Origin of the sequence: Arthrobacter sp. YAF16 (genome assembly GCF_052113385.1) — a bacterium.
In the GTDB taxonomy this organism is placed as follows: Bacteria; Actinomycetota; Actinomycetes; order Actinomycetales; family Micrococcaceae; genus Arthrobacter.
Genome location: NZ_JBFRDC010000001.1, coordinates 1,253,802 through 1,277,793 on the forward strand (window position 1 = coordinate 1,253,802; position 23,992 = coordinate 1,277,793).

25 protein-coding genes and 2 tRNA genes are annotated in these 23,992 nt (G+C 67.8%); 12 read left to right on the plus strand and 15 right to left on the minus strand.

Annotated features, from left to right (window positions below; genetic code table 11):
* Positions 1 to 7: 7 nt before the first annotated feature.
* Both AB4Y91_RS05850 and AB4Y91_RS05855 read left to right on the plus strand, forming a co-directional pair.
* Positions 8 to 805 (plus strand): HNH endonuclease family protein, encoded by a 798-nt coding sequence (locus AB4Y91_RS05850; RefSeq protein WP_441417536.1) that lies wholly within the window; start codon positions 8 to 10, stop codon positions 803 to 805.
* A gap of 127 nt (positions 806 to 932) precedes the next feature.
* Positions 933 to 1,220 (plus strand): hypothetical protein, encoded by a 288-nt coding sequence (locus tag AB4Y91_RS05855; protein ID WP_441417537.1) that lies wholly within the window; start codon positions 933 to 935, stop codon positions 1,218 to 1,220.
* A gap of 19 nt (positions 1,221 to 1,239) precedes the next feature.
* On the opposite strand, the gene AB4Y91_RS05860 is transcribed toward AB4Y91_RS05855, so the two are convergent.
* Positions 1,240 to 1,806, minus strand: coding sequence for a hypothetical protein (locus AB4Y91_RS05860; RefSeq protein WP_441417538.1), 567 nt, complete (start codon positions 1,804 to 1,806; stop codon positions 1,240 to 1,242).
* A 99-nt stretch (positions 1,807 to 1,905) separates the two neighbouring features.
* Positions 1,906 to 2,868 carry a 1-phosphofructokinase family hexose kinase gene (locus AB4Y91_RS05865; protein WP_441417539.1) on the minus strand — a complete coding sequence of 321 codons (963 nt, stop codon included), beginning with the start codon at positions 2,866 to 2,868 and terminating at the stop codon, positions 1,906 to 1,908.
* A 134-nt stretch (positions 2,869 to 3,002) separates the two neighbouring features.
* On the opposite strand from AB4Y91_RS05865, the gene ppk2 reads away from it, so the two are divergent.
* Positions 3,003 to 3,899: a polyphosphate kinase 2 gene (gene ppk2, locus AB4Y91_RS05870; RefSeq protein ID WP_441417540.1), complete on the plus strand. Its 897-nt coding sequence runs from the start codon at positions 3,003 to 3,005 to the stop codon at positions 3,897 to 3,899.
* A 158-nt stretch (positions 3,900 to 4,057) separates the two neighbouring features.
* Here ppk2 and def read toward each other — a convergent pair whose 3' ends face one another.
* The 4 genes from def to orn form a co-directional block, all read right to left on the minus strand.
* Positions 4,058 to 4,630, minus strand: coding sequence for a peptide deformylase (gene def, locus AB4Y91_RS05875; RefSeq protein ID WP_306909767.1), 573 nt, complete (start codon positions 4,628 to 4,630; stop codon positions 4,058 to 4,060).
* Between the two features lie 46 nt (positions 4,631 to 4,676).
* Positions 4,677 to 5,831 (minus strand): acyl-CoA dehydrogenase family protein, encoded by a 1,155-nt coding sequence (locus AB4Y91_RS05880; protein ID WP_441417541.1) that lies wholly within the window; start codon positions 5,829 to 5,831, stop codon positions 4,677 to 4,679.
* Between the two features lie 107 nt (positions 5,832 to 5,938).
* A tRNA-His gene (locus AB4Y91_RS05885) sits at positions 5,939 to 6,011 on the minus strand.
* A gap of 131 nt (positions 6,012 to 6,142) precedes the next feature.
* Positions 6,143 to 6,790, minus strand: coding sequence for an oligoribonuclease (orn, locus tag AB4Y91_RS05890; RefSeq protein WP_441417542.1), 648 nt, complete (start codon positions 6,788 to 6,790; stop codon positions 6,143 to 6,145).
* Positions 6,791 to 6,948: 158 nt separating this feature from the next.
* Between orn and mptB the strand changes: the two genes are divergently transcribed.
* Together mptB and map are read left to right on the plus strand one after the other, a co-directional pair.
* Positions 6,949 to 8,514, plus strand: coding sequence for a polyprenol phosphomannose-dependent alpha 1,6 mannosyltransferase MptB (gene mptB / locus AB4Y91_RS05895; protein WP_441417543.1), 1,566 nt, complete (start codon positions 6,949 to 6,951; stop codon positions 8,512 to 8,514).
* A 40-nt stretch (positions 8,515 to 8,554) separates the two neighbouring features.
* On the plus strand, positions 8,555 to 9,322 hold the full coding sequence (map, locus tag AB4Y91_RS05900; RefSeq protein WP_441417544.1) for a type I methionyl aminopeptidase: 768 nt from the start codon (positions 8,555 to 8,557) through the stop codon (positions 9,320 to 9,322).
* Between the two features lie 31 nt (positions 9,323 to 9,353).
* Here map and AB4Y91_RS05905 read toward each other — a convergent pair whose 3' ends face one another.
* Complete coding sequence (locus AB4Y91_RS05905) at positions 9,354 to 9,863, minus strand: lipopolysaccharide assembly protein LapA domain-containing protein (protein ID WP_441417545.1); 510 nt, start codon at positions 9,861 to 9,863, stop codon at positions 9,354 to 9,356.
* Between the two features lie 237 nt (positions 9,864 to 10,100).
* Here AB4Y91_RS05905 and AB4Y91_RS05910 point away from each other — a divergent pair, with 237 nt between their 5' ends.
* Positions 10,101 to 11,117, plus strand: coding sequence for a magnesium and cobalt transport protein CorA (locus AB4Y91_RS05910; RefSeq protein WP_441417546.1), 1,017 nt, complete (start codon positions 10,101 to 10,103; stop codon positions 11,115 to 11,117).
* 89 nt (positions 11,118 to 11,206) lie between these two features.
* Here the strand turns inward: AB4Y91_RS05910 and AB4Y91_RS05915 are convergent.
* Positions 11,207 to 11,279: transfer RNA gene (locus tag AB4Y91_RS05915), tRNA-Arg, on the minus strand.
* A gap of 256 nt (positions 11,280 to 11,535) precedes the next feature.
* Here AB4Y91_RS05915 and AB4Y91_RS05920 point away from each other — a divergent pair.
* The 3 genes from AB4Y91_RS05920 to ettA all read left to right on the plus strand — a co-directional run bounded on the left by AB4Y91_RS05920 (position 11,536) and on the right by ettA (position 14,385).
* Entirely contained in the window at positions 11,536 to 12,078 is a 543-nt protein-coding gene (locus tag AB4Y91_RS05920; protein WP_441417547.1) for a single-stranded DNA-binding protein, read from the plus strand.
* A 113-nt stretch (positions 12,079 to 12,191) separates the two neighbouring features.
* Entirely contained in the window at positions 12,192 to 12,614 is a 423-nt protein-coding gene (locus AB4Y91_RS05925) for a DUF6993 domain-containing protein (RefSeq protein WP_441417866.1), read from the plus strand.
* A gap of 88 nt (positions 12,615 to 12,702) precedes the next feature.
* The gene (gene ettA / locus AB4Y91_RS05930) at positions 12,703 to 14,385 is read left to right on the plus strand and encodes an energy-dependent translational throttle protein EttA (RefSeq protein WP_346960802.1); all 1,683 of its coding nucleotides are present in this window, start codon (positions 12,703 to 12,705) and stop codon (positions 14,383 to 14,385) included.
* 78 nt (positions 14,386 to 14,463) lie between these two features.
* On the opposite strand, the gene tesB is transcribed toward ettA, so the two are convergent.
* Positions 14,464 to 15,444 (minus strand): acyl-CoA thioesterase II, encoded by a 981-nt coding sequence (gene tesB / locus AB4Y91_RS05935; protein ID WP_441417548.1) that lies wholly within the window; start codon positions 15,442 to 15,444, stop codon positions 14,464 to 14,466.
* A gap of 63 nt (positions 15,445 to 15,507) precedes the next feature.
* On the opposite strand from tesB, the gene AB4Y91_RS05940 reads away from it, so the two are divergent.
* Positions 15,508 to 16,167, plus strand: coding sequence for a hypothetical protein (locus tag AB4Y91_RS05940; protein WP_441417549.1), 660 nt, complete (start codon positions 15,508 to 15,510; stop codon positions 16,165 to 16,167).
* Positions 16,168 to 16,210: 43 nt separating this feature from the next.
* On the opposite strand, the gene AB4Y91_RS05945 is transcribed toward AB4Y91_RS05940, so the two are convergent.
* From AB4Y91_RS05945 to AB4Y91_RS05960, 4 genes are all read right to left on the minus strand, one after another.
* Positions 16,211 to 16,840: a CG0192-related protein gene (locus tag AB4Y91_RS05945; protein ID WP_441417550.1), complete on the minus strand. Its 630-nt coding sequence runs from the start codon at positions 16,838 to 16,840 to the stop codon at positions 16,211 to 16,213.
* A gap of 36 nt (positions 16,841 to 16,876) precedes the next feature.
* Complete coding sequence (locus tag AB4Y91_RS05950; protein ID WP_441417551.1) at positions 16,877 to 17,320, minus strand: GNAT family N-acetyltransferase; 444 nt, start codon at positions 17,318 to 17,320, stop codon at positions 16,877 to 16,879.
* Positions 17,321 to 17,456: 136 nt separating this feature from the next.
* The gene (locus AB4Y91_RS05955; RefSeq protein ID WP_441417552.1) at positions 17,457 to 17,915 is read right to left on the minus strand and encodes a globin; all 459 of its coding nucleotides are present in this window, start codon (positions 17,913 to 17,915) and stop codon (positions 17,457 to 17,459) included.
* A gap of 1 nt (position 17,916) precedes the next feature.
* Positions 17,917 to 18,576, minus strand: coding sequence for a mechanosensitive ion channel family protein (locus tag AB4Y91_RS05960; protein WP_441417553.1), 660 nt, complete (start codon positions 18,574 to 18,576; stop codon positions 17,917 to 17,919).
* Positions 18,577 to 18,664: 88 nt separating this feature from the next.
* Between AB4Y91_RS05960 and AB4Y91_RS05965 the strand changes: the two genes are divergently transcribed.
* Positions 18,665 to 19,672 carry an NAD-dependent epimerase/dehydratase family protein gene (locus AB4Y91_RS05965; RefSeq protein WP_441417554.1) on the plus strand — a complete coding sequence of 336 codons (1,008 nt, stop codon included), beginning with the start codon at positions 18,665 to 18,667 and terminating at the stop codon, positions 19,670 to 19,672.
* On the opposite strand, the gene AB4Y91_RS05970 is transcribed toward AB4Y91_RS05965, so the two are convergent.
* The gene (locus AB4Y91_RS05970; RefSeq protein ID WP_441417555.1) at positions 19,660 to 20,187 is read right to left on the minus strand and encodes an OsmC family protein; all 528 of its coding nucleotides are present in this window, start codon (positions 20,185 to 20,187) and stop codon (positions 19,660 to 19,662) included. The genes AB4Y91_RS05965 and AB4Y91_RS05970 overlap by 13 nt on opposite strands.
* A 105-nt stretch (positions 20,188 to 20,292) precedes the next feature.
* On the minus strand, positions 20,293 to 22,845 hold the full coding sequence (gene pepN / locus AB4Y91_RS05975) for an aminopeptidase N (RefSeq protein ID WP_441417556.1): 2,553 nt from the start codon (positions 22,843 to 22,845) through the stop codon (positions 20,293 to 20,295).
* A gap of 145 nt (positions 22,846 to 22,990) precedes the next feature.
* Between pepN and AB4Y91_RS05980 the strand changes: the two genes are divergently transcribed.
* A complete protein-coding gene (locus AB4Y91_RS05980) occupies positions 22,991 to 23,992 on the plus strand; it encodes a hypothetical protein (protein WP_441417557.1) in 1,002 nt (333 codons plus the stop codon).

The following is a 23,992-nucleotide window of genomic DNA, read 5'->3' on the forward strand; positions in this document are numbered from 1 at the left end:
AACTTCCGTGACCGTCACCTGGCGCGACTTCAGGCGCGCCCGGCGCCGGTCGCGCCAGGCCTGGGCATTGCTGGGCGCCACGATGCTGGCGTTGCTGGCTGGCCTCGGCTGGTTCTTCACCGCCGGCCAATTTGCGATCGCAGAGCCGAGGGTGGCGGGGCCCACCGAGGCTCCCGTGCTGGCGGCGGGTTGGATGAAACCGGTCGCGCCGGTTCGGGCCGTGCCGTCCGGTCTCGCCGTGGACCTCCTGTCGGTGCTGCCGGTCAAGGGCCGCGCAGCCAGCGGCAACTACAACCGCAGTGCCTTTGGCCAGGCGTGGCTCGACGTCGACCGTAACGGCTGTGACACCCGCAACGACATCCTCCGCCGAGACCTGGCCGGCGCCATGTTCACCGAAGGCTCCCGCTGCCGGGTCGGATCCGGGACCTTCCAGGAGCCCTACACCGGGCGGACCATCGCCTTCCAGCGCGGTGCGGCGTCCAGCAAAGCCGTGCAGATCGACCACGTCGTGGCGCTGGGGGACGCCTGGCAAAAGGGGGCCCAGCAGCTGAGTCCGCTGCAGCGCCAGCACCTCGCCAACGATCCGCTGAACCTCATTGCCGTGGACGGGCAGGCCAACCAGGACAAGAGCGCGTCCGACGCCGCCACCTGGCTGCCGCCGAACAAGGCGTTCCGCTGCCACTACGTCGCCCGGCAAATCTCGGTGAAGGCCGCCTACGGGCTGTGGGTAACGCCGGCCGAAAAGGACGCGATGAAACGGGTTCTCGGTGCCTGCCCGGGGCAGCAGACCATCGTGCCGCGCTGATGTCCGGGCTGATTCGCGCTGCTGTCTGCGCTGTTGGGAGCGGAACGATTCCCGGCTCATTGACACCCGACACTGCCAGGTCTAGGACTGGAATCGTCAGCTACGGCCCACCACTCGAGGAGTAGAAATGGCCTACGGAGTTGTGCACTTTTTTCCGGGAGGAACCAAGGAACAGTACGAGGCGTCCATTGCCGCGGTTCATCCCGGCGAAGGCCGCTTGCCGGAGGGGCAGGTCTTTCATGCCGGCGGCGCATCGGCCGGTGGATGGACAATCATGGCGGTCCACGATTCCCAGGAGAGCTGGGAGAAATTCCGTGACGGCATCCTGATGCCCAAAATGCAGGCCGGCATCGAGGGCGGCTTCACATCCCCGCCGGAAGAGACCGTCATTGAGCTTTACAAGGTGATGCCTTAGGACACAGGCCGTCCGGCAGTCAGAACAGCAATGAGACGAGGCACCAGCAGGCCACGACCAGCCCCACGACCAGCATCGGGACGTTCCACTCGGACACGACCGTGCGCTCGGCCGAACTCTGGCCGGGGCCGCTGGTTGCGCCCGGCTGCCTGGCATCCTGCCAGGCCCGGACAATCGCATCCCGTCCGCCCGACGTCGGAGGCTGGCCCATGCGCTCATTGGACGGCAGCATCCCGAAGGGGCGTTCCTTCCAGTCCCGGGCCTGTTCGAACCCGGTGCCAAAGGCGCTGGGCGGCGTCGGGGCACCCCAGCTGACATACTTCCTACCGGCAGCCCTCACCGTGACGGAGTAGCGGACCTCGACGTCGTCCACGGCGGCGAACGGGATCCGGTGCCGTCGGAGCCCGTTGACCACGTCAAACTTGTCGGCTCCCACGATCAGCCTCGGCTGCCACTGCGTCAGATAGACCAGCAGGGCCGCGGCAGCCAGCCACGGCGCGGCCGCCACGGCAGCCCCGCCCCTTCCCGCGAGCATCAGCCAGCCCATGCCGGCAGCGCTGCCTCCCCAGACCAGGAGCGATACCACCCGGCCGGATGGCTCCTTGAAGGTGCGCGGCCTCGGTCTTGAGCTTGTTTCGGTTTCCCCCATGCGCCACATCATGCCAGCGGAGTGCCGGTTTCCCGGCTAGGCCCGGGCGGCTTGTTCCGCGAGTTCTGCTTCGAGCCGCTCGACGTCGGCCCGGTGGCAGAGCTCGGTGGCGCGTGTGGTGACAGTCGCGCTGCCGGCAGCGACCGCCGAACGGAACGCATCAGCCAGCGTGCGCCCCTGCGCCAGCCGGAGCACGAAGGCTGCCAGGAAACTGTCGCCGGCACCGACCGTGCTCTGCACCCGTACCGGCGGCACGGCCAGACGGAGCGTGCCGCCCTGGGACGCCAGGACTGCTCCCTGGCCGCCCAGGGTCAGCGCGACATGTTCGGCGGATCCGTCGGCCACCAGCGCCATGGCGGCGTCGAGCTCGCTTTGCTCGGTCTCCAGGGTCGTGCCGAAATGCAGCCCGAGCTCCCGCCGGCTCGGTTTGACCAGGAAGACCCCCTCGGACAAGGCGGCGGCCAGGGCCGGTCCTGAGGCGTCGACGACGCAGCGCGCATTCTGCTCGCGCGCGAGCCTGGCCACCTCGGCGTAGAAGTTATCCGGTACACCGGGGGGCAGGCTGCCGCTTGCCACCACGTACCCGCCGGGCTGGATGGAATCCGCCACGAGCGCCAGGCACAGCCGCCACTCGGGTTCACTCAGCTCGGGTCCCTGCAGGACAAAGCGGAACTGCTTGCCGGTGGAGGTCTCATCGACAGTGAAGTCCTGCCGGGTGCTGCCCTGGATCGGAACCACCAGTGTGGGGAGCCGCTCCGCTTCGATCCGTCTCCGGTAGGCCTCGCCCGTGGGGCCGCCCGCCGTGTAGATGGCCAGGGGACGTCCGCCGAGCCGTTGGACCACCCGGGCCACGTTCACGCCGCCGCCGCCCGGATCCAGGCGGCTGGGTCCGCAACGGAGCTTATGACCGCTGGTGACCACCCCGGTGGTGGTGCTGATGTCCAATGCTGGATTCACGGTGACCGTGAGGATGGGCTGTGCCGGCGTGGTGGCTTCCATGGGGCCAAGCATAAGAGCACGGCGTTCACACTGTCCCCGGGCCTAGATCCCCTTGTGGGCAGTGGGGCGCTCCGCAAGAATGGGCGCGGCAGGACAGGAGGCTGGAATTCAGCCGCCACGACCGGGCGGGACGCATGGCACATCGCAAGAGAAACACGGGCAAGGGTAGCGCCGGGCGGGAGCCCACGCGCCATAAGGACGGCCCGGGGGAGGAGCCGGGGCAGCCTGGCCGGCTGCCTCTCGGCGTCTACACCGCGGAACTGGCGCGGCTTCAGGCGGAGCTGGTTGCGTTGCAGGAATGGGTCCGCAGCACGGGCGCACGGGTGCTGGTGATCTTTGAAGGGCGCGACGCCGCCGGCAAGGGCAGCGCCATCAAGCGGGTCACCGAGTACCTGAATCCCCGCGTTGCCCGGATCGTGGCGCTGCCGGTACCCACCGAGCGGGAGCGCGGTGAATGGTACTTCCAGCGCTACGTACAGCACCTGCCGGCGGCCGGGGAAATCGTGCTGATGGACCGCTCCTGGTACAACCGCGCCGGCGTCGAACGGGTGATGGGATTCTGCACGCCCGCGGAACACAAACGCTTTATGGCCCAGTGCCCGGTCTTTGAACGGCTGCTGATCCAGGACGGGATCCTGCTGTTCAAATACTGGTTCTCGATCAGCCACGCGGAGCAGGAACGGCGTTTCAGGTCCCGGCTGGAGGATCCGCTGCGTCAATGGAAGCTCTCGCCGATGGATCGGGAGGCGATCCTGCGGTGGGAGGACTACTCGCGGGCCAAGGACGACATGTTCATGCAGACGGATACCGCGGAATCGCCGTGGTTTGTGGTGGAGGCAGAGGACAAACGCCGGGCCCGGATCAACATGATCGCCCACCTGCTCTCCAGCATCGACTACACCGAAGTCAGGACGGAGCCGGTTACCCTCCCGCAGAGGCCGCGCGCCGTCAATTACACCCGGCCGCCGCGGGACTTGTTCCGCTACGTCCCCGACCATGCCGCCCAGCTGCTGAAACCGAACGAGGACTAGCCCGCCGGGGCGTAACTCCACGGCGGAAATTCCCCACTTTTGGGGGCGGCCGCCGGCGCGTCCCGCGAAATTCGCGGCGATTTCCTGCGTGTTGGCGTCAAAGGTGGGGAGACTCCGCGCCTGCTGGCGCAGTCCGAACGGGGACTAGCCCGCCGGGGCTAGTGGCCGAAGGGATCCGGGTCTACACCCGGCATCCAGGTCAAACCGGGGACGCCCCAGCCGCTCTTCTTGGCCTGCTTCATCGCCTTACGGGCGTAGCGGTCGATCAGCCGATTGACGTACAGCTTGCCGTCCAGGTGGTCGTACTCGTGCTGGATCACGCGCGCGAACCAGCCCGTTGCCTCGAACTCGACGGGTTTGCCGTCGCCGTCGAAGCCCTGCACCCGGGCCCATTCGGCGCGTTTGAGCGGGTACTGCCCGCCCGGGAAGGACAGGCAGCCTTCCTCTTCCTCGTCCGGGTCCGGCAGCGCCCCGGAGACTTTGGAGAGGGTCAGCACCGGGTTGACGACGACGCCGGAGGGCGGGGCGCCGTCGTCGTTGGCGTACTTGTACACGAAAAGCCGCTTGCCCACACCGACCTGGGGCGCGGCCAGGCCGACGCCGTTGGCGGCGTCGTTGGTCTCGAACATGTCCGCGATCAGGGTGCGGAGTTCGTCGTCGAAGACTTCAACTTCGGCGGCCCGGCGGTGCAGCACGGGTTCGCCCCAGATCGTGATGGGTAGGACTGTCATGTCGAAAAAGTTCCTTTAGTGCTGTTGGCTGCTGGTGCTGCGACGGTCAGCCGGCGATGGTGCGGCCGACGACGTCGCGCATGATTTCGTTCGTGCCGCCGAAGATCGTGAGCAACCGTGCCGCGAGGAAGGCCTGCGCCACCGGGTACTCCAGGATGTAGCCGTAGCCGCCATGCAGCTGCAGGCACCGGTCGGTGATGGACTTGGCCCGTTCGGAGGCCCAGAGCTTGGCCCGCGCCGCCGAGGCGGCGTCGAGTTCACCCGCGTTGAAAGCCCGGATGGCCTGGTCCACGTAGGTTTCAGTGACCTCGACCTCGGTGAGGATGTCGGCCAGTTCGAAGCGGCTGTTCTGGAAATCGATGATCCGCTCGCCGAACGCGTTGCGGTCCTTTGTGTACGTCACGGTCGCCTCGTAGACGGCGCGGACGACGGCGGAACTGGCGACGGCGATGGCCAGCCGGCCCTGGGGGAGCTGCTCGGCGGCGTACTGCAGCCCCTTGCCTTCTTCGCCGACCAGGTCCGCGTGCGGTACCCGGACGTTGTCGAAGAACAGCTCAGCGGTGTCCGAGGCCTTCAGCCCCATTTTGTCCAGCTGGTTGCCGGTGTTGTAGCCCTCGGACTTGCGCACCATGAACAGCGAGAAGGAGTCGCGGCCGCCCCGCCCGGTGCTGCCGTCGGTGCGGGCCAAGACCAGGGACGCGTCGCCGGAGATGCCGTTGCCGATGAAGGTCTTCTGGCCGGTGATGAGCCAGTCGTCGCCGTCGCGCACGGCCTTGGTGCGGATGCCGCGGAGGTCCGATCCGGCGCCGGGCTCGGTCCAGGCGACCGAGGTGACCGTCTCGCCGGAGACCATGCCGGGCAGCCAGCGCGCTTTGAGATCGTCGGAGCCGTAGGCCAGCAGGTGGGGGAGGACCATGTCATCGTGCAGGTGGAAGGCCAGCCCCACGGCAAGGTGGTTGCTCTTGGCGAACTCCTCGTCCAGCACGGCACGGAAGCGGTAGTCGTCCATGCCCAGGCCGCCGAATTCTTCGGGAACGGCGAGCCCCAGCAGGCCCTGCTCGCCGGCCGCGGTCCAGAGCGAACGGGGCATCATGTGGTCCTGGTCCCACTGGCCGTAGTGCGGGGCCACCGCCCGCGCGTTGAACTCCGCAGCCATCTCACGGAACATCTCGTGGTCTTCTTCAAAGAGCTGGCGCTTCATCGCGGTTCCTTCCACGCACGGACGAGACTGGACAGACAACAAAGGCCGCACCGGATATCCGGTGCGGCCTTTGGAAAAGGTCGGACAATTCTGCCGTCCTTTGTGAGGGTGAGCGACGGGGGTTGAACCCGCGACCTCCTGGACCACAACCAGGCGCTCTGCCAACTGAGCTACGCCCACCATGTGCCCCGCCATGCCTTCCGGCGAACCGTCTGGCTGAAAAGGCAACGACAAATAGCTTACCTGCTGTTTGGGGGTGGTTTTGCCACTTTCCTCGAATTCGACGAAATTTTCCCTAAACGTGGTGGAGATTACTCCGCGGGTGCTGCTGCCGGCGCCTCGGCGGGGGCGTCCGCAGGGGCCATGATCGACTTCGCGATCCGCTGCGCCGTGGCGCTGTCCGGACCCGGTGCGGGCACAAAGACCGCCTCCCGGTAGTAGCGGAGCTCGTCGATGGAATCCTTGATGTCGCCCAGGGCACGGTGGCCGCCGAGCTTGGCGGGGGACTGGAAGTACGCCCGGGCGTACCAGCGCCGGGAGAGTTCCTTGATGGTGCTGACATCGATCACGCGGTAGTGCAGGTGCTCCACCAGTTCCGGCATGTCGCGGACCAGGAACACGCGGTCGGTGCCCACCGAGTTGCCGCCCAGCGGGGCCTTCTTCGGGTCCGGCACCCACTTCTTGATGTACTCGAGCACGGCGGCCTGGGCTTCGGCCATGGTCTTGCCGTGGGGGAGTTCCGCCAGCAGCCCGGACCGGGTGTGCATGTCGCGCACGAAGTCGTTCATTTGGGCCAGCGCGGCGTCGTCCGGCTTGATCACGACGTCCACGCCGTCACCGAGGATGTTGAGTTCCGAGTCCGTCACCAGGGCCGCAACCTCGATGAGGGCGTCGTTCTTGGAGTCCAGGCCGGTCATTTCGCAGTCGATCCACACGATGCGTTCATTAGATATAGGCACCCGCCCAGCCTACCGTTCCGCCGCCGCTGAGCGGTCCGGTGCTAGGATTTCGGGTACGCGGCCGTCGAAGATTTTCGTCATCGCGGCGTGCCCCATGGCCGGCTTGTCGGTCCGTTGCGGGCCAAAACGAGCCCCACAAGAGATTGGACGATCCTGAGATGACGGCGCCTGTACCTGCGGCGGGGGAAACGGCTGCCGGTACCTCCCGCCAGTCTCCGAAGGCCGTTGTTGCCGATGTGGATAATGCCAGGTCGCCGATCCTTGCCGGATTCCTTGGCTCCGTGTTCATGGCGGTCGGCTCGCTGGGCGTCGGCTGGCTCGCTCCGGTGTCCGAACTGCGGCGCCTACCCTTGTTCATCTGGATGCGGACCGAGGCGGTGGGTGTCGGGCTGAGCATTGTGCTCCTGGCGGTCGGCGGAATGCTCCTGGTCCGCGCCTGGCTCCGGCTGGGGCAGCGCGTGCGGAGCTGGGGCCCCGGGGCCCGCAAGGCGACGCTGCTGGCGGTGGCTGCGTGGGGGCTGCCGATGATGTTCTCCGTCCCCTTGTTCAGCCGCGATGTCTACGCCTATATCGGCCAGGGCCGGCTGATGGTCGAAGGGTTCAACCCCTACGAGAACGGCATCTCGGCGCTGTCGAACTACTTCCAGCTGGGCGCGGACAAGATGTGGACCGAGGCTCCCGTGCCGTACGGACAGCTCTTCCTCTGGATCGAACAGTTCGTGGTCTGGTCCACGAACGTCCACCCCGAGGCCAGCATCATGCTGTTCCGGCTCGCGGCCCTGCTCGGAATCGTGCTCTGCGTGATCTACGTGCCGAAACTGGCCGAGCTGCACGGCGTCAACCCGCACCGTGCCCTCTGGCTCACCGCCGCCAACCCGCTGTTTCTGACCAACTTCATCGCCAGTGTGCACAACGATGCCCTGATGATCGGCCTGGCCCTCGCCGGCCTCTACTACTGCGCCACCAAACGCGTGCTGCTGGGCCTGGTCCTGGTCACGCTTTCCATCTCGGTCAAACCCATCACGATCGTGTTCCTGCCGTTCATTGGCCTGCTGTGGGCCGGCAAGAACGCCAGCTGGCCGCGCAAGTTCGTCTTCTGGGCGCTCACCGCCGGCCTCAGCCTGGCGCTGCTGTACGCGATGAGCCTGGTAAACGGCTTCGGCTTCGGCTGGATCAACGGGCTCTCCGCCCCGGGCAGCATCTGGATCTGGTACGCACCGGTCGGCCTGCTGGGGCTCATTGTCGCCTCGATCTTCAACGCCTTCAGCCTGGACGGCTGGGGGATGGCCAAGTGGGTGTACGACGCCGGGAAGCTGCTGGCGCTCGGCATCGTCGGCTGGCAGATCTTCCGCGGCGACTTCGACCGGCTGATGCGCCGGCTCACCCTGGCCTTCGCCGCCGTCGTCTTCCTGGCACCGATGATCCAGTCCTGGTACGTCGTCTGGCTCATCCCGCTCTTTGCGGTGACCGGCATCCGGGACGACTGGCAGGTCAAGGCGTTGTACTTCATGGTGTCCTTCTTCATGGTCTACGCCATTTCGGACCAGCTGGAAGTCTTCCCCTACCTGCAGACCGACGACCTGGGCCTCGCGCTCGCCCTGGCCCGCAACGCCGCTGCCATCATCGCCCTGCTGTTCGCGCTGTACCTGATCTTCCTCGACCCGAAAACCAAACAGCTGTTCAGCAAGCCATCGGAACCGGTGACCACCCGGCCCGTCATCTGAGCCTCCGGAGCCACCTGCTCCCGCGTCGGAAGGAAGCCCCATGTCCATGATCAAGAGCCCCGAAGAGATCGCCCTGATGCGCGAGGCCGGACGGGTGGTGGCTAACGCGCTGGCGCAGGTACGCGAGGTTGCCGCCGTCGGCGTGTCCCTCAAGGAGCTCGACGGCGTGGCCGCGCAAGTGATGGCCGAGGCGGGCGCCACGCCGGCATTCCTGAACTACCGTCCCCGCTGGGCTTCCGTCCCTTTCCCCGGCGTGATCTGCACCTCGGTCAACGACGCCGTGGTGCATGGCATCCCCAACGACTACCGGCTCGAGGACGGCGACCTGCTCAGTGTGGACTGCGGTGCCTTCTTGGCGGGCTGGTGCGGGGATGCCGCCGTCAGCTTCATTGTGGGCACGGCAGACCCGGTGGACCAGGCGCTGATCGACGCCACCGACGAGGCGCTGGCCCGCGGCATTGAAGCGGCGCGGATCGGCAACAAGATGGGCGACGTGGCGTACGCGATCGGCGGGGCCGCGCGCCGGGCCGGCTACGGGCTGCTCGCCGACCACGGCGGCCACGGCATTGGCCGGACCATGCACGCAGAGCCGCCCGTGCCCAACGACGGCCGGCCGGGCCGGGGCATCAAGCTGACCGAAGGTCTGGTCATCGCGATCGAACCCATGCTGATCCTCGGCGGCAACGGCGACTACTACCACGACGACGACGAATGGACCCTCCGATCGGCCAACGGACGCCGCGCCGCCCACAGCGAGCACACCGTGGCGATCACCGCGGAGGGCCCGGTCATATTGACGCTGCCATAGGGCCGGCGGACGGCGCCGCGCCCGCTGGTGGTCAGCGGCTCCGCGTGGCCTGGCCAGCCAGTCGGATGCGCTGGCGGTGCGTTGCGAGCCGCAGCTGGATGATGCGGGCCGCCCCGGCGATCGCGACCAGCACACCGCCGCCGACCGCCGCGATGAAGAGGGCAACGCCGAGCGGGACGGAGCCCTCCAGGCCGAAGAACTTCACCTGGACATAGACCTGGTTTTGCAGGATGAAGACGATCAGCAGGATCAGCACCACCAGCGCGCTGGCAACCGCAGTCCACACCATGCCCGCGCGGGTGACCCGGCGGGGTTCCGGTGCGGCGGCCGTCGGTGCCGGCGTACCGGCACGGGGAGCTTCTTCGCGCGGAACGGCTATGGCGTCGACGGGGGCCCCGGCGCCGGGGTCGGTGCTGTCTGCCGTGCCGCCGGCGGGGTAGCCCTCAACGGAGCCGGACGGGGCCTCAGAAGTCACCGGGTACTGCGCGGGAGCGGCGTTGCGCGGATCCTGGGGATCGAATCCGTGGGGTGTCTGGGTCATGGCGGCCGTACCTTTCGATTGCGGGCGGGTCGCTCAGGCTTTCCCTGGTGCCCCGCCTGTCACCTCAATACTAAGCGTGCTCATGGCTCGGGAGGCTTGCAGCCTAGGGGTGCGTTGCGGCTCAGTCGGGCCGCGGCAAACGCAGGAAGGCAGGCTGTTGGCACCGGGCGGGCGGGGGTATAGCGTCACAGCCAAAGGGGCGCCCGGAGCGGGCGGTTCAGGCGAGGAGGCATGGCCGTGACGATCGTCGACAACGCCGTCTACGTGGACGGGTACCGGACCGCGGACCCTGAGGACCTGGACGAGACGTATTTCCTGTTGCGGCAGCGCCAGGGCATGGCCTGGATCGGACTCTACCGTCCGGACGCAGCGGAGCTTCGCTCGGTGGCCGAGGAATTTGACCTGAACCATCTGGCGGTGGAAGACGCGCTCGCCGGCCATCAGCGCGCCAAGCTGGAACACTACGGCGACACCCACTTCCTGGTGCTGCGCCCGGCCCGGTACCTGGATGAGGTGGAAAAGGTCCAGTTCGGCGAGATTCATATTTTCACCGGTCCCGATTTTGTGGTCACCGTCCGCCACGCGGAATCACCGGACCTGGCCCGGGTGCGCCGTCGGATGGAGTCCCAGCCGGACTTCCTGGCCCTTGGGCCGGATGCCGTGCTGTACGCCATCCTCGACCAGGTGGTCGATGAGTACGAGCCCGTTGCCGCCGGCCTGGAGAACGACGTCGACGAGATTGAAGACGAGCTGTTCGCGGCAGATCCGGGAGTCTCCCGCAGGATCTACGAACTCTCGCGGCAGGTGATCATGTTCCAGCGCGCTACGGCGCCGCTCACCGGCATCCTGCAGGCTCTCCGGGCCGGCGCCCCCAACCACGTGCCGGGCCCGGAACTGCAGGACCACTTCCGCGATGTGCTGGACCATGTGCTGCGCCTGAGTGAACGGATCACTGCGTTCCGCGCCCTGCTCCAGAACGCTCTCGCGGTCAACGCCGCCCTCGTGGCGCAGCGACAGAACGATGAAATGCGGCTCCTCACGGAGTCGAGCATCGCCCAGAACGAACAGACCAAGCGGATCTCGTCCTGGGCCGCCATTCTCTTCGCGCCCACGTTGATCGCGTCGATCTACGGGATGAACTTCCGCCTGATCCCGGAGCTCGACTGGGTATTCGGCTATCCGATGGCGCTCGGGCTGATGCTGGTGATGGGCGTGGCCCTTTACCTGACCTTCCGGCACAACAAATGGATCTGAAGGGGCCGGGCTTCGCGTCAGAGCGGGCTTCGGGGCGGCAGGGGTGCGGCCCTGGGCGGCGGATAAGCCGCGACCAGGGCCGCACGTTGTGCCCCAGGAGGGAATCGAACCCCCGACCGGCGGATTAGAAGGCCGCTGCTCTATCCCCTGAGCTACTGGGGCACGTTCGGCGTGCCGACAGGCTACTGCCGGGGACGCCTCAAGAAGTTTACAGGGCCCCGCGCGCTCCGCCAGTCACGCGTGCCCGCAAATGCCTGTGCCTGGCCGACCAGGTTTTCCACATAGCGGAATCCCGCACTGCCGTCCGGCGCGCCCGCACGTGAAGCTGGAACTGCTCGGTGGGGCAAGACCAAATCGAGCGAGCGTACTCAAGACAGGGCTTGTTCAGGACAGCGACTACTCAAGACAGGACAGACCAATGAACGACAGCATCACGGTCCGCGGCTTCGTCGCCTCGGAGATCAGGAGCACGACGACGCCGGGCGGGGTCGCCACCGCTTCCTTCCGGCTGGGCTCGACGGAGCGGCGCTTTGACCGCTCCGCAAACGCATGGGTGGACGGAAACACCAACTGGTTCACGGTGCAGGGATACCGCCAGTTGGCCGGAAACATGGGCTGCAGCATCAAAAAGGGCCAGCGCGTCATCATCGTTGGCCGGCTCAAGATGCGCAGCTGGGAAAAGGACGGCCGCGTTTATCACGTGGCAGAAATCGACGCCGAGTCTGTCGGCCACGACCTGATGTGGGGGTCCGCCAACTTCACGCGCACCGCCGCCAATGGCCCGGTGCCCGGACAGGACGCCGCAGCCCCCGAACGCACCGGGAGCGGCCACGACGCCCATGACGACGACCGCGGCGTGGACGCCGACGCGGACGATGCAGGGGCCGACGATGCCGGGTCGGACGACGACGATCAGGATTTTGACGCAGAGACCGGCGAATTGAAGGGGGCCGCCGCCTGAGGCCGCCGGACGGCCGCCCATGGCAGAATTGCCGGGTGAAGCGAGCCCGGACGAACTCTCAAGATCAGGCGGTGCTGCCAGTGCTCGGGGCGCTTATCCTGCTGCTTGCATCAATGGCGGGTTGTTCGGCGGCCGCTGGGGGCAATGGGGGAGCGCCGGGGGGCGTCCTCTCCGCGGAAACACCGCCGGGCACGGCCCGGCCCGCACCCGCCCGGATCCCTTCCGCGGCAGCGACAGCGCGCCCTGCCACCTCCGCGGCCGCCGCCCGGCTTGAGGCAGCTTTGGCGAAGCTGGCCAGGGAGGCCGAGCCCGGAACGGAACAGATCCGGGCGGCCCTCGTCGAAGCCGGATTCCCGCGGGACGGCATCGAAGTCACGGCGAGCCGAACCCCTACCGGGCTGCAGGCTGACGCTGTAGAGGCTGCGGTCCGGCAAGACCGGGACTGCGTCGTTGCCCAACTGCGCAACGGTACGGTGGCGGTGACCGTGTTGACAGTCTTGGCGGATGGCCGCTGTTTCGCGGGCACACCCGCCTAGAGACCGTCCGCAGACCAGGTGCCGGGCCGCCGGCTGGCCGGGGGACCGGAATGTGAGTTATCCGCGTCAAGCCACTAGATTTGTAGGCATGGCGGAATTTATCTACACAATGACCAAGGCCCGCAAGGCCGTTGGCGAAAAACTTATCCTCGACGACGTGAGCATGTCCTTCTTCCCGGGGGCCAAGATTGGTGTTGTTGGCCCGAATGGTGCCGGTAAGTCCACCATTCTCAAGATCATGGCCGGCCTGGACACTCCCTCCAACGGCGAGGCCCGGCTGAGCCCCGGCTACACCGTCGGCATCCTGCTGCAGGAGCCGCCGTTGAACGAGGACAAGACCGTTCTGGGCAACGTCCAGGAAGGCGTCGGCGAGATCTACGGCAAGATCCAGCGCTTCAACGAGATCTCCGAAGAGATGGCCAACCCCGACGCTGACTACGACGCTCTCCTTGAGGAAATGGGCCAGTTGCAGGAAGCCATCGACGCCGCCGACGCCTGGGATCTCGACTCCCAGCTCGAGCAGGCCATGGATGCCCTGCGCTGCCCGCCGGCCGACGCCGATGTCACGCTCCTCTCCGGTGGTGAGCGCCGACGCGTCGCCCTCTGCAAGCTCCTGCTGCAGAAGCCGGACCTGCTGCTCCTTGACGAGCCCACCAACCACCTCGATGCCGAGAGCGTGTTGTGGCTTGAACAGCACCTGTCCTCCTACCCGGGCGCAGTCCTCGCCGTCACCCACGACCGGTACTTCCTGGACCACGTGGCCGAGTGGATCGCCGAGGTGGACCGCGGCCACCTGTACCCGTACGAGGGCAACTACTCCACGTACCTCGAGAAGAAGCGTGCCCGCCTGGAGGTCCAGGGCAAGAAGGATGCCAAGCAGGCCAAGCGCCTCTCCGAGGAACTCGAGTGGGTCCGCTCCAACGCCAAGGGCCGCCAGACCAAGTCCAAGGCCCGTCTGGCACGCTACGAGGAAATGGCCGCCGAGGCGGACCGTACCCGCAAGCTCGACTTCGAAGAGATCCAGATCCCGCCGGGACCGCGGCTGGGCGGCCTGGTCCTGGAGGCCAAGAACCTCCAGAAGGGCTTCGAGGACCGCACCCTGATCGACGGCCTGTCCTTCACGCTGCCGCGCAACGGCATCGTCGGCGTCATCGGCCCGAACGGTGTCGGCAAGACCACCCTGTTCAAGACGATCGTCGGGCTGGAGCCCCTCGACGGCGGCGAACTGAAGATCGGCGACTCCGTCAAGATCTCCTACGCTGACCAGAGCCGTGGCGGAATCGACCCGAACAAGACCCTGTGGGAGGTCGTTTCCGACGGCCTCGACTTCATCCAGGTCGGCCAGGTCGAGATGCCGTCCCGCGCCTACGTTGCCGCGTTCGGCTTCAAGGGCCCGGACCAGCAGAAGAAGGCCGGCGTGCTTTCCGGTGGTGAGCGCAACCGCCTGAACCTGGCCCTCACCCTCAAGCAGGGCGGTAACCTGCTGCTCCTCGACGAACCGACCAACGACCTCGACGTCGAGACTCTCAGCAGCCTCGAAAACGCCCTGCTCGAATTCCCGGGTTGCGCCGTCGTGGTCTCGCACGACCGCTGGTTCCTGGACCGGGTGGCCACGCACATCCTCGCCTACGAAGGCGACGAGGAGAACCCCTCCAAGTGGTACTGGTTCGAGGGCAACTTCGAATCCTACGAGGAGAACAAGATCGAGCGCCTCGGCCCCGACGCGGCCAAGCCGCACCGGGTGACGCACCGCCGCCTGACCCGCGACTAAGTCCGCAAGGCGGTCCCGCCAGGGCCTACGCGAAAGGCCCGGCTCCCCACGGGGAGCCGGGCCTTTCGCGTGTCCGCGTCAGCCGCGGTCGGCCTTGCGCATCTGGTGCTCCAGCACCTTGGTCTGGACGGCGCCCTTGACCTTGTTCTTGAAGTCGGTCGGCACCCGGATCATGCCTTCCTGGGCCACCGTCGCGACGTGCCGGCCGTCGCGGCTGAAGATCTTGCCGGTAGCCAGGCCGCGGGCACCCTGCGCGCTGGGGGATTCCTGGACGTAGAGCAACCACTCGTCCACGCGGACGGGCCGGTGCCACCACATGGCGTGATCCAGGCTGGCGACGGACATTCCGGGGGTAATCCAGCTCATGCCGTGCTTGCGCAGGACGGATTCCAGCAGCGTGTAGTCGCTGGCATAGGCCAGTGCGGCGCGGTGCATCTCCGGGTCATCGGGCATCGGGCCGAAGGTACGCATCCAGACCGCGTTCCGGGCTTCCTTCGGGCCTTTCGCGGAGACGTACAGGGCCGGATCCACGTGGCGGATGTCGAAGGGGCGCTCGTAGGCCCAGTGGCGGGCCACCGGGTGGTCGTACTTGCCCAGCAGGTCGGCCGTGCTCGGCAGCGACTCCGGGTCCGGTATCCCGGTGGGCATCTGGGTCTGGTGCTCGATTCCTTCATCCTCGTCCTGGAAGGACGCGATCATCGACAGGATGGGCATGCCCTCCTGGTACGCGTGGACCCGGCGCGCGGAAAAGGAACGGCCGTCGCGCAACCTCTGGACGCCGAAGGTGATGGGCTTGTTGGCGTCGCCCGGCCGGAGGAAATAGCCATGCATGGAGTGGACCCCGCGGCCGTCCGGAACAGTGCGGCTGCCCGCCACGAGGGACTGGGCCAGCACCTGGCCGCCGAAGACGCGCTGCCGCGGCTGCTTCTGCGAGGGGCCCATGAAGATGTCCTCGTCGGTCCGTGCGCCCTCCAGCTCGCCGAGGGTCAGGAGTTGGATGAGCGAGGAGGTGGGGTCCTCGGTGGGCATCGCCTGCAATCCGGCTTCGGCTTCAGTCATGGTTTGACTCTAGACGGCACCCCGGCACGGCTCAAAAGAGGCACAGCCGGTAGAGTCAAGATTGTGTCTGACGTCCTAACCCAGCCCCTGCAGTTCACCGATCCCCGCGACCTCGCCGACCTGCGCACCTTCGCCACCCGCGCCCGGGCCGTCGAGGACGGCGCCATCCGGCTGAACGCCAGCGGGCCGGTCCTGGCCGCGTACGTCTGCGTGCTCCGGCCGCGGCTGCTGGGGGAGGCAACCCCCACCATCCTGGGGCTCCGGACCGTGGCGCTGGCAGCGCCGGCCGAGCTCGATGTGACCGTCCCGCTCTCTGCCGTGCTGGACCGTCTGGCCCGCGCGGGCGCCGACGACGTCGAACTCCCGGTGCCGCCGATGGCCGTCACCGAATCGTGGGCCGGCGTCGGCGCACCCCGCACCGGCTGGGAGCCGCTCGGCGCGCTGCCGGACACTGTCCTGCGGCAGGCCGCGGAGGCAGGCATCACCGAGATCGCAGCCATCATCCCGGACAAGCCCGGCGCCCTGATCGTGAACAACGCCCGGGCGACCGTCTGGGGCCGGGAGTTGCCCGACGCCGGCGGACTGCCCGCCGGGGCCGCGTTCGCCGCGCTGACCCTGGGCTTCCTGGCCGACGGCGAACAAAGCCTCTTCCGTTCGGGCCGCTGGTTCCGGCTCAGCAGCCCCCGCGGCCACGTCCTGGTCCGCGCCGGCTCGGGACTTTAGAGCCGCCAGGTCCAGAGGGGCGGCCGGCTGGCGGACTACCTGCTCAGTCCGCCGTGACGGACGCGAGTTTGACCGGGATCCGCTGTCCGGCCCAGGTAGCGGTGAGGGACTCAGGGCCAGCGGTCTGTTCCGCCAGTTGAAGCCGGCGGATGACCAGCAGTTCCAGCGCTCCGGTCCGGACCACTGTTTCCGCGTCCGTGCTGGAGGCTGTGCCGGGGCCGAGGGCCGGCGCCGCGGAACGTAGCGGCCCGGTGCTGCCAACGAGAACGGACTCCGGCATCGCCTCGAGCCTGCCATCGACGTCCAAAAAGTGCTGCGCCTGTGACTGGCCCGTCAGGATGGCGGCAGCCAAGGCGTCCAGGTAGCAGGGATCGCCGACGGCGTCGTAAACCCACCGTTCGCCGAGGACCGAGTGCTGCATGGTGCCGATCAAGGACGCTTCGGCGCCTTGCAAGGGCGATCCCCGGTAGCTCAGCGGCACCTGGAACACGCTACCGTCAGCGGCGACGAGGATCGTCTCGATGCCAACTTCGCCTTCCGGGTCGTCGAACCGGAAGGCGCCCACCTTCCCCAGCGCCGCGGCGGTTGCCGTGAACCAGGGTTGGCGCGGCAGCCAGCCTTGGAGGAGTTCAAGTTTTGTGGGCTGCAGCTCAGCCTGATGAATGATCGCCATGATCGTCAGCCTAGCCGGACCGGGGTGCCGTCCCGGTCAGAACCGGAGGACGCTGAGTTCTTCGGCAGGCTGGAACCCCAGCCGGGCGTAGAAGTTCCGGGACGCAGGCGATGGCGAAAGCACCATCCGGCCCGCGTTGAGGCCCCGCGAGAACTCAACCGCCGCCTGGACCAACTGTGCTCCGATGCCGGCGTTCCGGAAATCCGGCAGCACATAGACGTTGCCGAGGTAGACCCAGCAGGAGGGCGGTTTCCCCGGTTTGGGCATCCGCTCGAAGACCAGGAGGTTGAGCATCCCGACCAGTCGGCCGTCCACCTCGGCGACAAAGAACTTCCGCGGGTTGGCGTCCATCCAGTCGCCGTAGATCTCTTCGAAGCCGTGACCGTCCTGCGGTTCCGGCTCCTGTTCCGCGGCCCATGTGGCCCTGAGCGCTGCAAGGGCGGGGCGGTCCCCGGGCCATTCGTCGCGGATTATTGGCATGGGAAGTACCTTACTAATCCCCGCGATGGTCCTGGGACGGAATACTTGCCGACCCATACCCGGCAGGGTATTCTGGACGCAGAAAGACCCCGGAGGCATTCCCCCAAGTGCCTCCGGGGTCTTTCCACGTCCGGTCCTAGGCCCCGGAAGGGCTGTTGACCATCGAGAGCGCGGCCCGCTCCATGTAGTCCCAGAGGGTCCCCTCGTAGAGCGGCGGCAGGTCCAGCGCATCGACGGCGGTGCGCATGTGGTGCAGCCAAGCATCCTTCGCCTCGGGCGTGACGCGGAACGGCTGGTGCCGCATCCGCAGCCGCGGGTGGCCGCGCTCCTCGCCATACGTGGTGGGGCCGCCCCAGTACTGTTCCAGGAACATCAGGAACCGCCGCTTGGCCGGCCCGAGGTCCTCTTCCGGATACATCGGGCGCAGCAGCGGGTCGGTCGCGACGCCGTCGTAAAACACATCGATCAGCTTCACGAACGTGTCGTGGCCGCCCACGGCGTCATAGAAGTTGTCGGTGTAACCGGGCTGGCTGAACGGATCGTTCTGCATCAGCATCTTGGGCTGGCGGGGTTCGCCGGAAATGGGGATCGACATTTTATTCTCCGGCCTGTTGCTGGGTTGAGGAGCCGGCGTCGTCCGCCAGCCCGCTGTCGGGCGCCACGTAGCTGCCCTGCGAACGGTTGCCCACCCGCAGGATTTCGCCGTTGCGCAGGTACCAGACGGTGCCGTCCTCGGCCCTGACCCGGGTGATGCGCAGGCCCATGGACTCGACCGTTCCCACCACTTCGGACGTTTCGATGATGTCGCCGATACCGTACTGGTCCTCGATGGTGATGAAGATGCCGGCCAGGAAATCGCGGATCAGCTGCTGGGCGCCGAAACCGATCGCGACGCCGAGGATGCCGACGCTGGTCAGCAATGGGGCGATGTTCACGTTGAGGTTCTGCAGGACGTACATCACCGTGATGACGACGACGAGCACGCTGACCACGCTGTTGAGCAGCGAACCGATTGTGTTGGCGCGCTGCTCGCGCCGCTGATGGTCCAGGGCACGAAGCGCGGGTGCCACCCAGCGGAAATGCGGTTTCTTGAAGAACGTGGTTCCGGCGGCAACCCGCTTCGTGATGCCCGCGATCACGAAGGACGCCACCAGCCAGGTGGCGACGCCAACGCCGATGCTGATCAGGACGCCCGGCAGGTTGACTGCCGAGATGTCCGGCGGCGTGAGGGGCTCGGCGGTGGTCAGGCTGTACATCAGCAGGGTTTACTCCTTAGGGGCGCCCGCGTTCGCCGGGCGCATAACACTCTGTTCAGCTTCCACATTAGCGCCGTAGCGTGGCCCCATGCGCATCCTGGTCCTCGGCGGCACCGCCTTCCTGTCAGCAGAAATCGCCCGGCAGGCCGTCGCCGCCGGGCACGACGTCATGTGCCTGGCCCGCGGGAGTCGGTCGGCCCCGCCGGAGGGCGCCAGCTGGCTGAAAGCGGACCGCTCGCTGGGCCCTGCCGCCTACGCCGGCGCCGCCGGCGCTGGGGACTGGGACGCCGTCATCGACGTCGCCCGGGACCCCCGCCAGGCGCGGGAGGCACTCGAAACCTTGGCCGGAACCGCCCGCCACTGGACCTTCGTTTCGAGCTGTTCGGTCTACGCGGACCCTTCCGTCCCGGGCACGGCCGAGGACGCCGCCGTGCTCGCCCCGCTGGCGGCGGGAATCGAGGCGACCATGGAGAACTACGGCGAGGCAAAGTCGGCCATCGAACAACTGACAACGGAACTAGCCGGGGACCGGGCGCACCTTTGCCGGGCCGGGCTGATCGGAGGGCCGGGGGATGGCTCGGACCGCTACGGCTACTGGCCCGCCCGTTTCGCCCGGGACCCGGGGCCGGTGCTGGTTCCGGACATTCCGGCGGATCCCACCCAGATCATCGATGTCCGGGACCTCGCCGCCTGGCTGCTGCTGGCGGCGGAGGCCGGCGTCACCGGGGCGCTGAACGCGGTCGGCGAACCGGTGCCGTTCGCCGAGTACCTCGAAGAGTCACGGCAACTGTCGGGGGGAGCTGCGGAGGTGGTGGCCGCCCCGGCCGACTGGCTCGCCGAACGCGGGGTGAACTACTGGGCCGGTCCGGACTCGCTTCCGTTGTGGCTCCCGCCCGGCCACGAGGGCTTTGCAGCCCGCAGCAACGCGGCGGCCCGCGCCGCGGGACTGCAGTTGCGGCCGTGGACCCGGACGCTGCGGGACACGCTGGCGGACGAGCGCCGCCGCGGACTCCACCGGGAGCGCCAGGCGGGGCTCACCCCGGACGTCGAGCGCCGGCTGCTACTCGAGTTCCAGACCGAGTTTCAGTCCGCCTGAGCATCTGCTGCCGGATCCGCCGGATCCGGTGCACCGGGAACCGGTTCCACGGCGGCTGAGGCCTCGTGCCGGACCGGGAAGTTGACGCTCCGGGCGATGAAGCACACCGCGTTCGCTCCGCGGTGCAGTTCCTCGAAAAGTTCCCCGGCCACCGGGGCCGCCGTCGTGACCCGGGGTTTGAGCGTGACCGATTCGAACTGGCCGCTGCCGTCGCGGTTGGTCCGCATCACGCCCTCGGCACGGTCCTCATAGCCGGTCACCACCACGCCGTGCTTCACGGCGACGTGCAAAAAGGACAGCATGTGGCACTGCGAGAGCGCCGCCAGCAGCAGCTGCTCCGGGTTGTACCGCTCCCGGTCGCCGTGGAACGTGGGGTCCGCAGAGCCCTTCAAGACCGGCAGCCCGGGGATCTCGACGTCGTGGTCGCGCGAGTAGCCCCGGTAGGAGGACGTCCCGCTGCCCAGGTTCCCGGTCCAGCGAACCGTCAGGGCGTAGTGGTGCTCGTCGAGGTTCATGCGGCCAGTCTAACGGCGCAGGAACGGCAGGACCCCGGCGCCGCCGAGAGCGGTGCCGGGGTCCTGAACTGCTGGTCCTGAAGTGCGGGCTAGTTTCCGCCGGGCCTAGACGTCAGCCGCACGTGCGCGCAGGGCGCGGGCGACGCCGTCGCGGTTTTCCAACATCATCCGGCGCAGCGCCGCGCTGTCTTCCGGCAACGAGGCGAGGAACGCGTCGGTGCGGTCCACCGTGGCCTGCGTGGTCAGCTGCGCCGGGTAGAGCCCGACGACGATCTGCTGGGCCAGGGCGTGGGTGCGGTCCCTGACGATGCCCGGCACGGCCTCGAAGTACTTTTCGGCGTACGGCTCCAGCAGCGCGGTGTCCAGCACGCGGGTGAAGCCGGCCACCGCCGAACCCTGCAGGGCGTTGGACAGCTCGCCCTTGACCACAATCGATTCCCAGGCCGCGGCCTTGGCCTCGGCGGTGGGGATGGCCGCCTTGGCAAGGGCCGCGGCGTTCTGTCCGGTGGCGGTGTTGTCGTGCTCCAGTTCGGCGTCAATCTGCTCCTGCCCGGCGCGACCGCCCACCACGAGGGACGCGATCAGCTCCCAGCGCAGGTCCTGGTCGACGGCGAGGCCGGGCAGCTCGCGCGAGCCGTCCAGCAGGCCGGCGACGGTGTCCAGCTGGGTCGCGCTGCGTGCCAGCAGGGCGTAGGACTTCACAAACTGCAGTTGCGCGTCCGACCCGGCCGGGACGCGGGAGGCAAGCTCCCAGAGCCGGTCCGCGGCGGCGGTGGCGGTGGCGTCCTTGTGCTCGGCGGCCACGTAGAAGTTCAGCGTGGTGGCGAGCTGGCGGAGCTGGACCAGGATCACGGAAGAATCGGATTCCTCGGCGATGTTGGCCAGAATCAGTTCCACGTAGCCGCGGGCCGGGGTTTCGCCGTCGCGCGCCGCGTCCCAGGCCGAACCCCAGACCAGCGTGCGGGGGAGGCTCTGGCCGAAGTCCTTCAGGTGCGCCGTTGCGGTGGCGAGGGACTTTGGATCCAGCCGGACCTTGGCGTAGGCGAGGTCGTCGTCGTTGAGCAGGATGAGGTCCGGCTGCGCCAGGCCCGCCAGGGCGGGAACCTCGGTGCGCTCGCCGTCGACGTCGAGCTCCTCGCGGTGGACGCGCTCCAGCTTCCCGGCGCCGTCCAGGTTGTAGAAGCCGACGGCGAGCCGGTGCGGGCGGATGGTCGGCTGCGCCTCGGTGGCGGACTGCAGGATGGCGAACGAGGAAATGCTCCCGTCCTCGCCGACGGACAGCTCCGGCTTGAGCGTGTTGACGCCGGCGGTCTCCAGCCAGAGCCGTCCCCAGTGGTCCAGGTCGCGGCCGCTGGCCTTTTCCAGCTCGACCATCAGGTCACTGAGCTCGGTGTTCTGCCAGGAGTGCTTGCGGAAGTACTCGCGGACGCCGGCCATGAACTCTTCCGGGCCCACCCAGGCCACCAGCTGCCGCAGCACCGAGGCACCCTTGGCGTAGGTGATGCCGTCGAAGTTCACCTCGACGTCCTGCAGGTCGTTGATCTCGGCGAAGATCGGGTGCGTGGTGGGGAGCTGGTCCTGGCGGTAGGCCCAGGACTTTTCCACCGAAGCGAAGGTGGTCCAGGCGTGGTCGAATTTTGCGTTCTCGACGGCGGCGAGGTGGGACATGTACTCGGCGAAGGACTCGTTGAGCCAGAGGTCGTTCCACCAGCGCATGGTCACGAGGTCGCCGAACCACATGTGGGCCAGCTCGTGCAGCACGGTGATGGCGCGGCGTTCCACCTGTGCGTCGGTGACCTTGCTGCGGAAGACATAGCCCTCCAGGATGGTCACGGCCCCGGCGTTCTCCATGGCCCCGGCGTTGAACTCCGGGACGAAGAGCTGGTCGTACTTCTCGAACGGATAGGGGCAGCCGAACTGGGCCTCGAAGAACTCGAAGCCCTGGCGGGTCAGGTCGAAGATGTTGTCCGCGTCGAGGTACTGCATGAGGGACTTGCGGGCGAAAACGCCCAGCGGGGTGACTTTTCCGTCCGCGGACTTCACTTCGCTGCGGACCGACTGGTACGGACCGGCGATCAGGGCGGTGACGTAGGAGGAGAGCCGCGGGGTGGGGGCGAACTCCCAGACCGAGCGCGCACCGCCGTCCTCGCCGGGGATGGTTTCCACCGGCACCGGGGTAGGGGAGTTGGAGACGACGTCCCAGTGGGAGGGCGCGGTGACCGTGAAGCTGAAGCTGGCCTTGAGGTCTGGCTGCTCGAAGACGGCGAACATGCGCCGGGAATCCGGAACCTCGAACTGGGTGTACAGGTAGACCTCGTTGTCCACCGGGTCCACGAAGCGGTGCAGTCCCTCGCCCGTGTTCATGTAGGGCGCGTCCGCGACCACCAGGAGCTCGTTCTCGGCGGCCAGGTCCGTCAGCTGGATCCGGATGCCGTCGGAGACCTCCGCGGGATCCAGCTCGCGGCCGTTGAGCGTGACGCTGTGCACCGTGTGGGTCACGGCGTCGATGAAAGTCGAGGACCCCGGCTTGGCCGTGAACTTCACGGCGGTGGTGGAGCCAAAGACCTTTTCGCCACGGGTCAGGTCGAGGCTGACCTCGTAGGAGTCGACGGCGATCAGTTCGGCGCGCTCGCGGGCTTCGGCGCGTGTGAGGTTCATACCGGGCAAGAGGTGCCTCCAGAAATGGTGGGAACGGTGGAAACGATACTGTGAAATTATTCTTTCACGTTGTGGTGCGTTGGCAAGTTGTCCACCTCACAGCGCGTCCCCTCCGGCGGGCCCCGGCAGGGGTAGCGTTGGGTTCATGGGAAAGATCCGGGATTCCGTTGACGCCAGGGCCCTGCGTTTCGCCGTGGGTTTCCCGCTCATGCTGGCCGTCGCCTTCGTGGTGTGCGCGCTGCTGATCCGTGTGGACCTGCCCGAGCCGCTGGCCGTCCGCTGGACCGGCGCCGGCGCCGCCGATTTTGCGCCCTTTGGAGCAGTGGTGGGGGTTGGTGCGGCAATGATCGTTCTGGTCGGCTGGGCCGTCCTGCTGCAGGCGGCGCCGCTGTCCCGGCCGGCCCTGATGCGCCGGTTCATGATGGGCGCCGGGCTGGCGGTAAGCCTTTTCGTCACCACCGTCCTTGCCGCCGTACTCGTGGGCCAGCTGGGGCTGGCCGATGCGCGGGAGTCCCGCGTGGACGTGGCCGTCCTGGCCATGGGCAGCGGCGCGGCCCTGGGCCTCGGGGTGGTGATGGGCTTCGTCTTCAAGGCGGACGAGCGGTGGTCCACCGAGGACGAAAGAGCCGCGCAGGCCGCGCTGGAACGGGAGCTGGACCCCGAACTGGCCGGCGATTCCGTGAGCCTCTGGGTCCACGCCCGCAGCTCGGTGTTTGTGATGCTCGGGATTGCCACGCTGTTCCCCGCGGCCCTGCTCACCGTTGCCGTGCCGTGGCTGGCCGCGTTGCTCGTGGCGGTCGCTCTGCTGGCCGCCGTGTTCCTCTTCGCCCGCATCCGGGTGGACCGGAGCGGCCTGCGGGTGTTCGCGGCCGGGTTCGTCCGGGTCATGGATGTTCCAGCGGCGGCCATCGATTCGGCGACGCCGAAAGAGGTCAAGGCCGCCGACTACGGCGGCTGGGGCTACCGGAGCCACGGCGCCACGACGGCGATGCTGGTCAGCAGCGGCCCCGCCGTCGTCGTCGACCGCTCCGACGGCCGACGGCTGGCGGTGAGCGGGGGCAGCGCAACGACGGCGGACAACGTCGCGCAGGTGCTCTCCCGCGTGGCGGCGCGGGCTCGCCGCAACGGCGGGGCGCCCGCGGCGTAG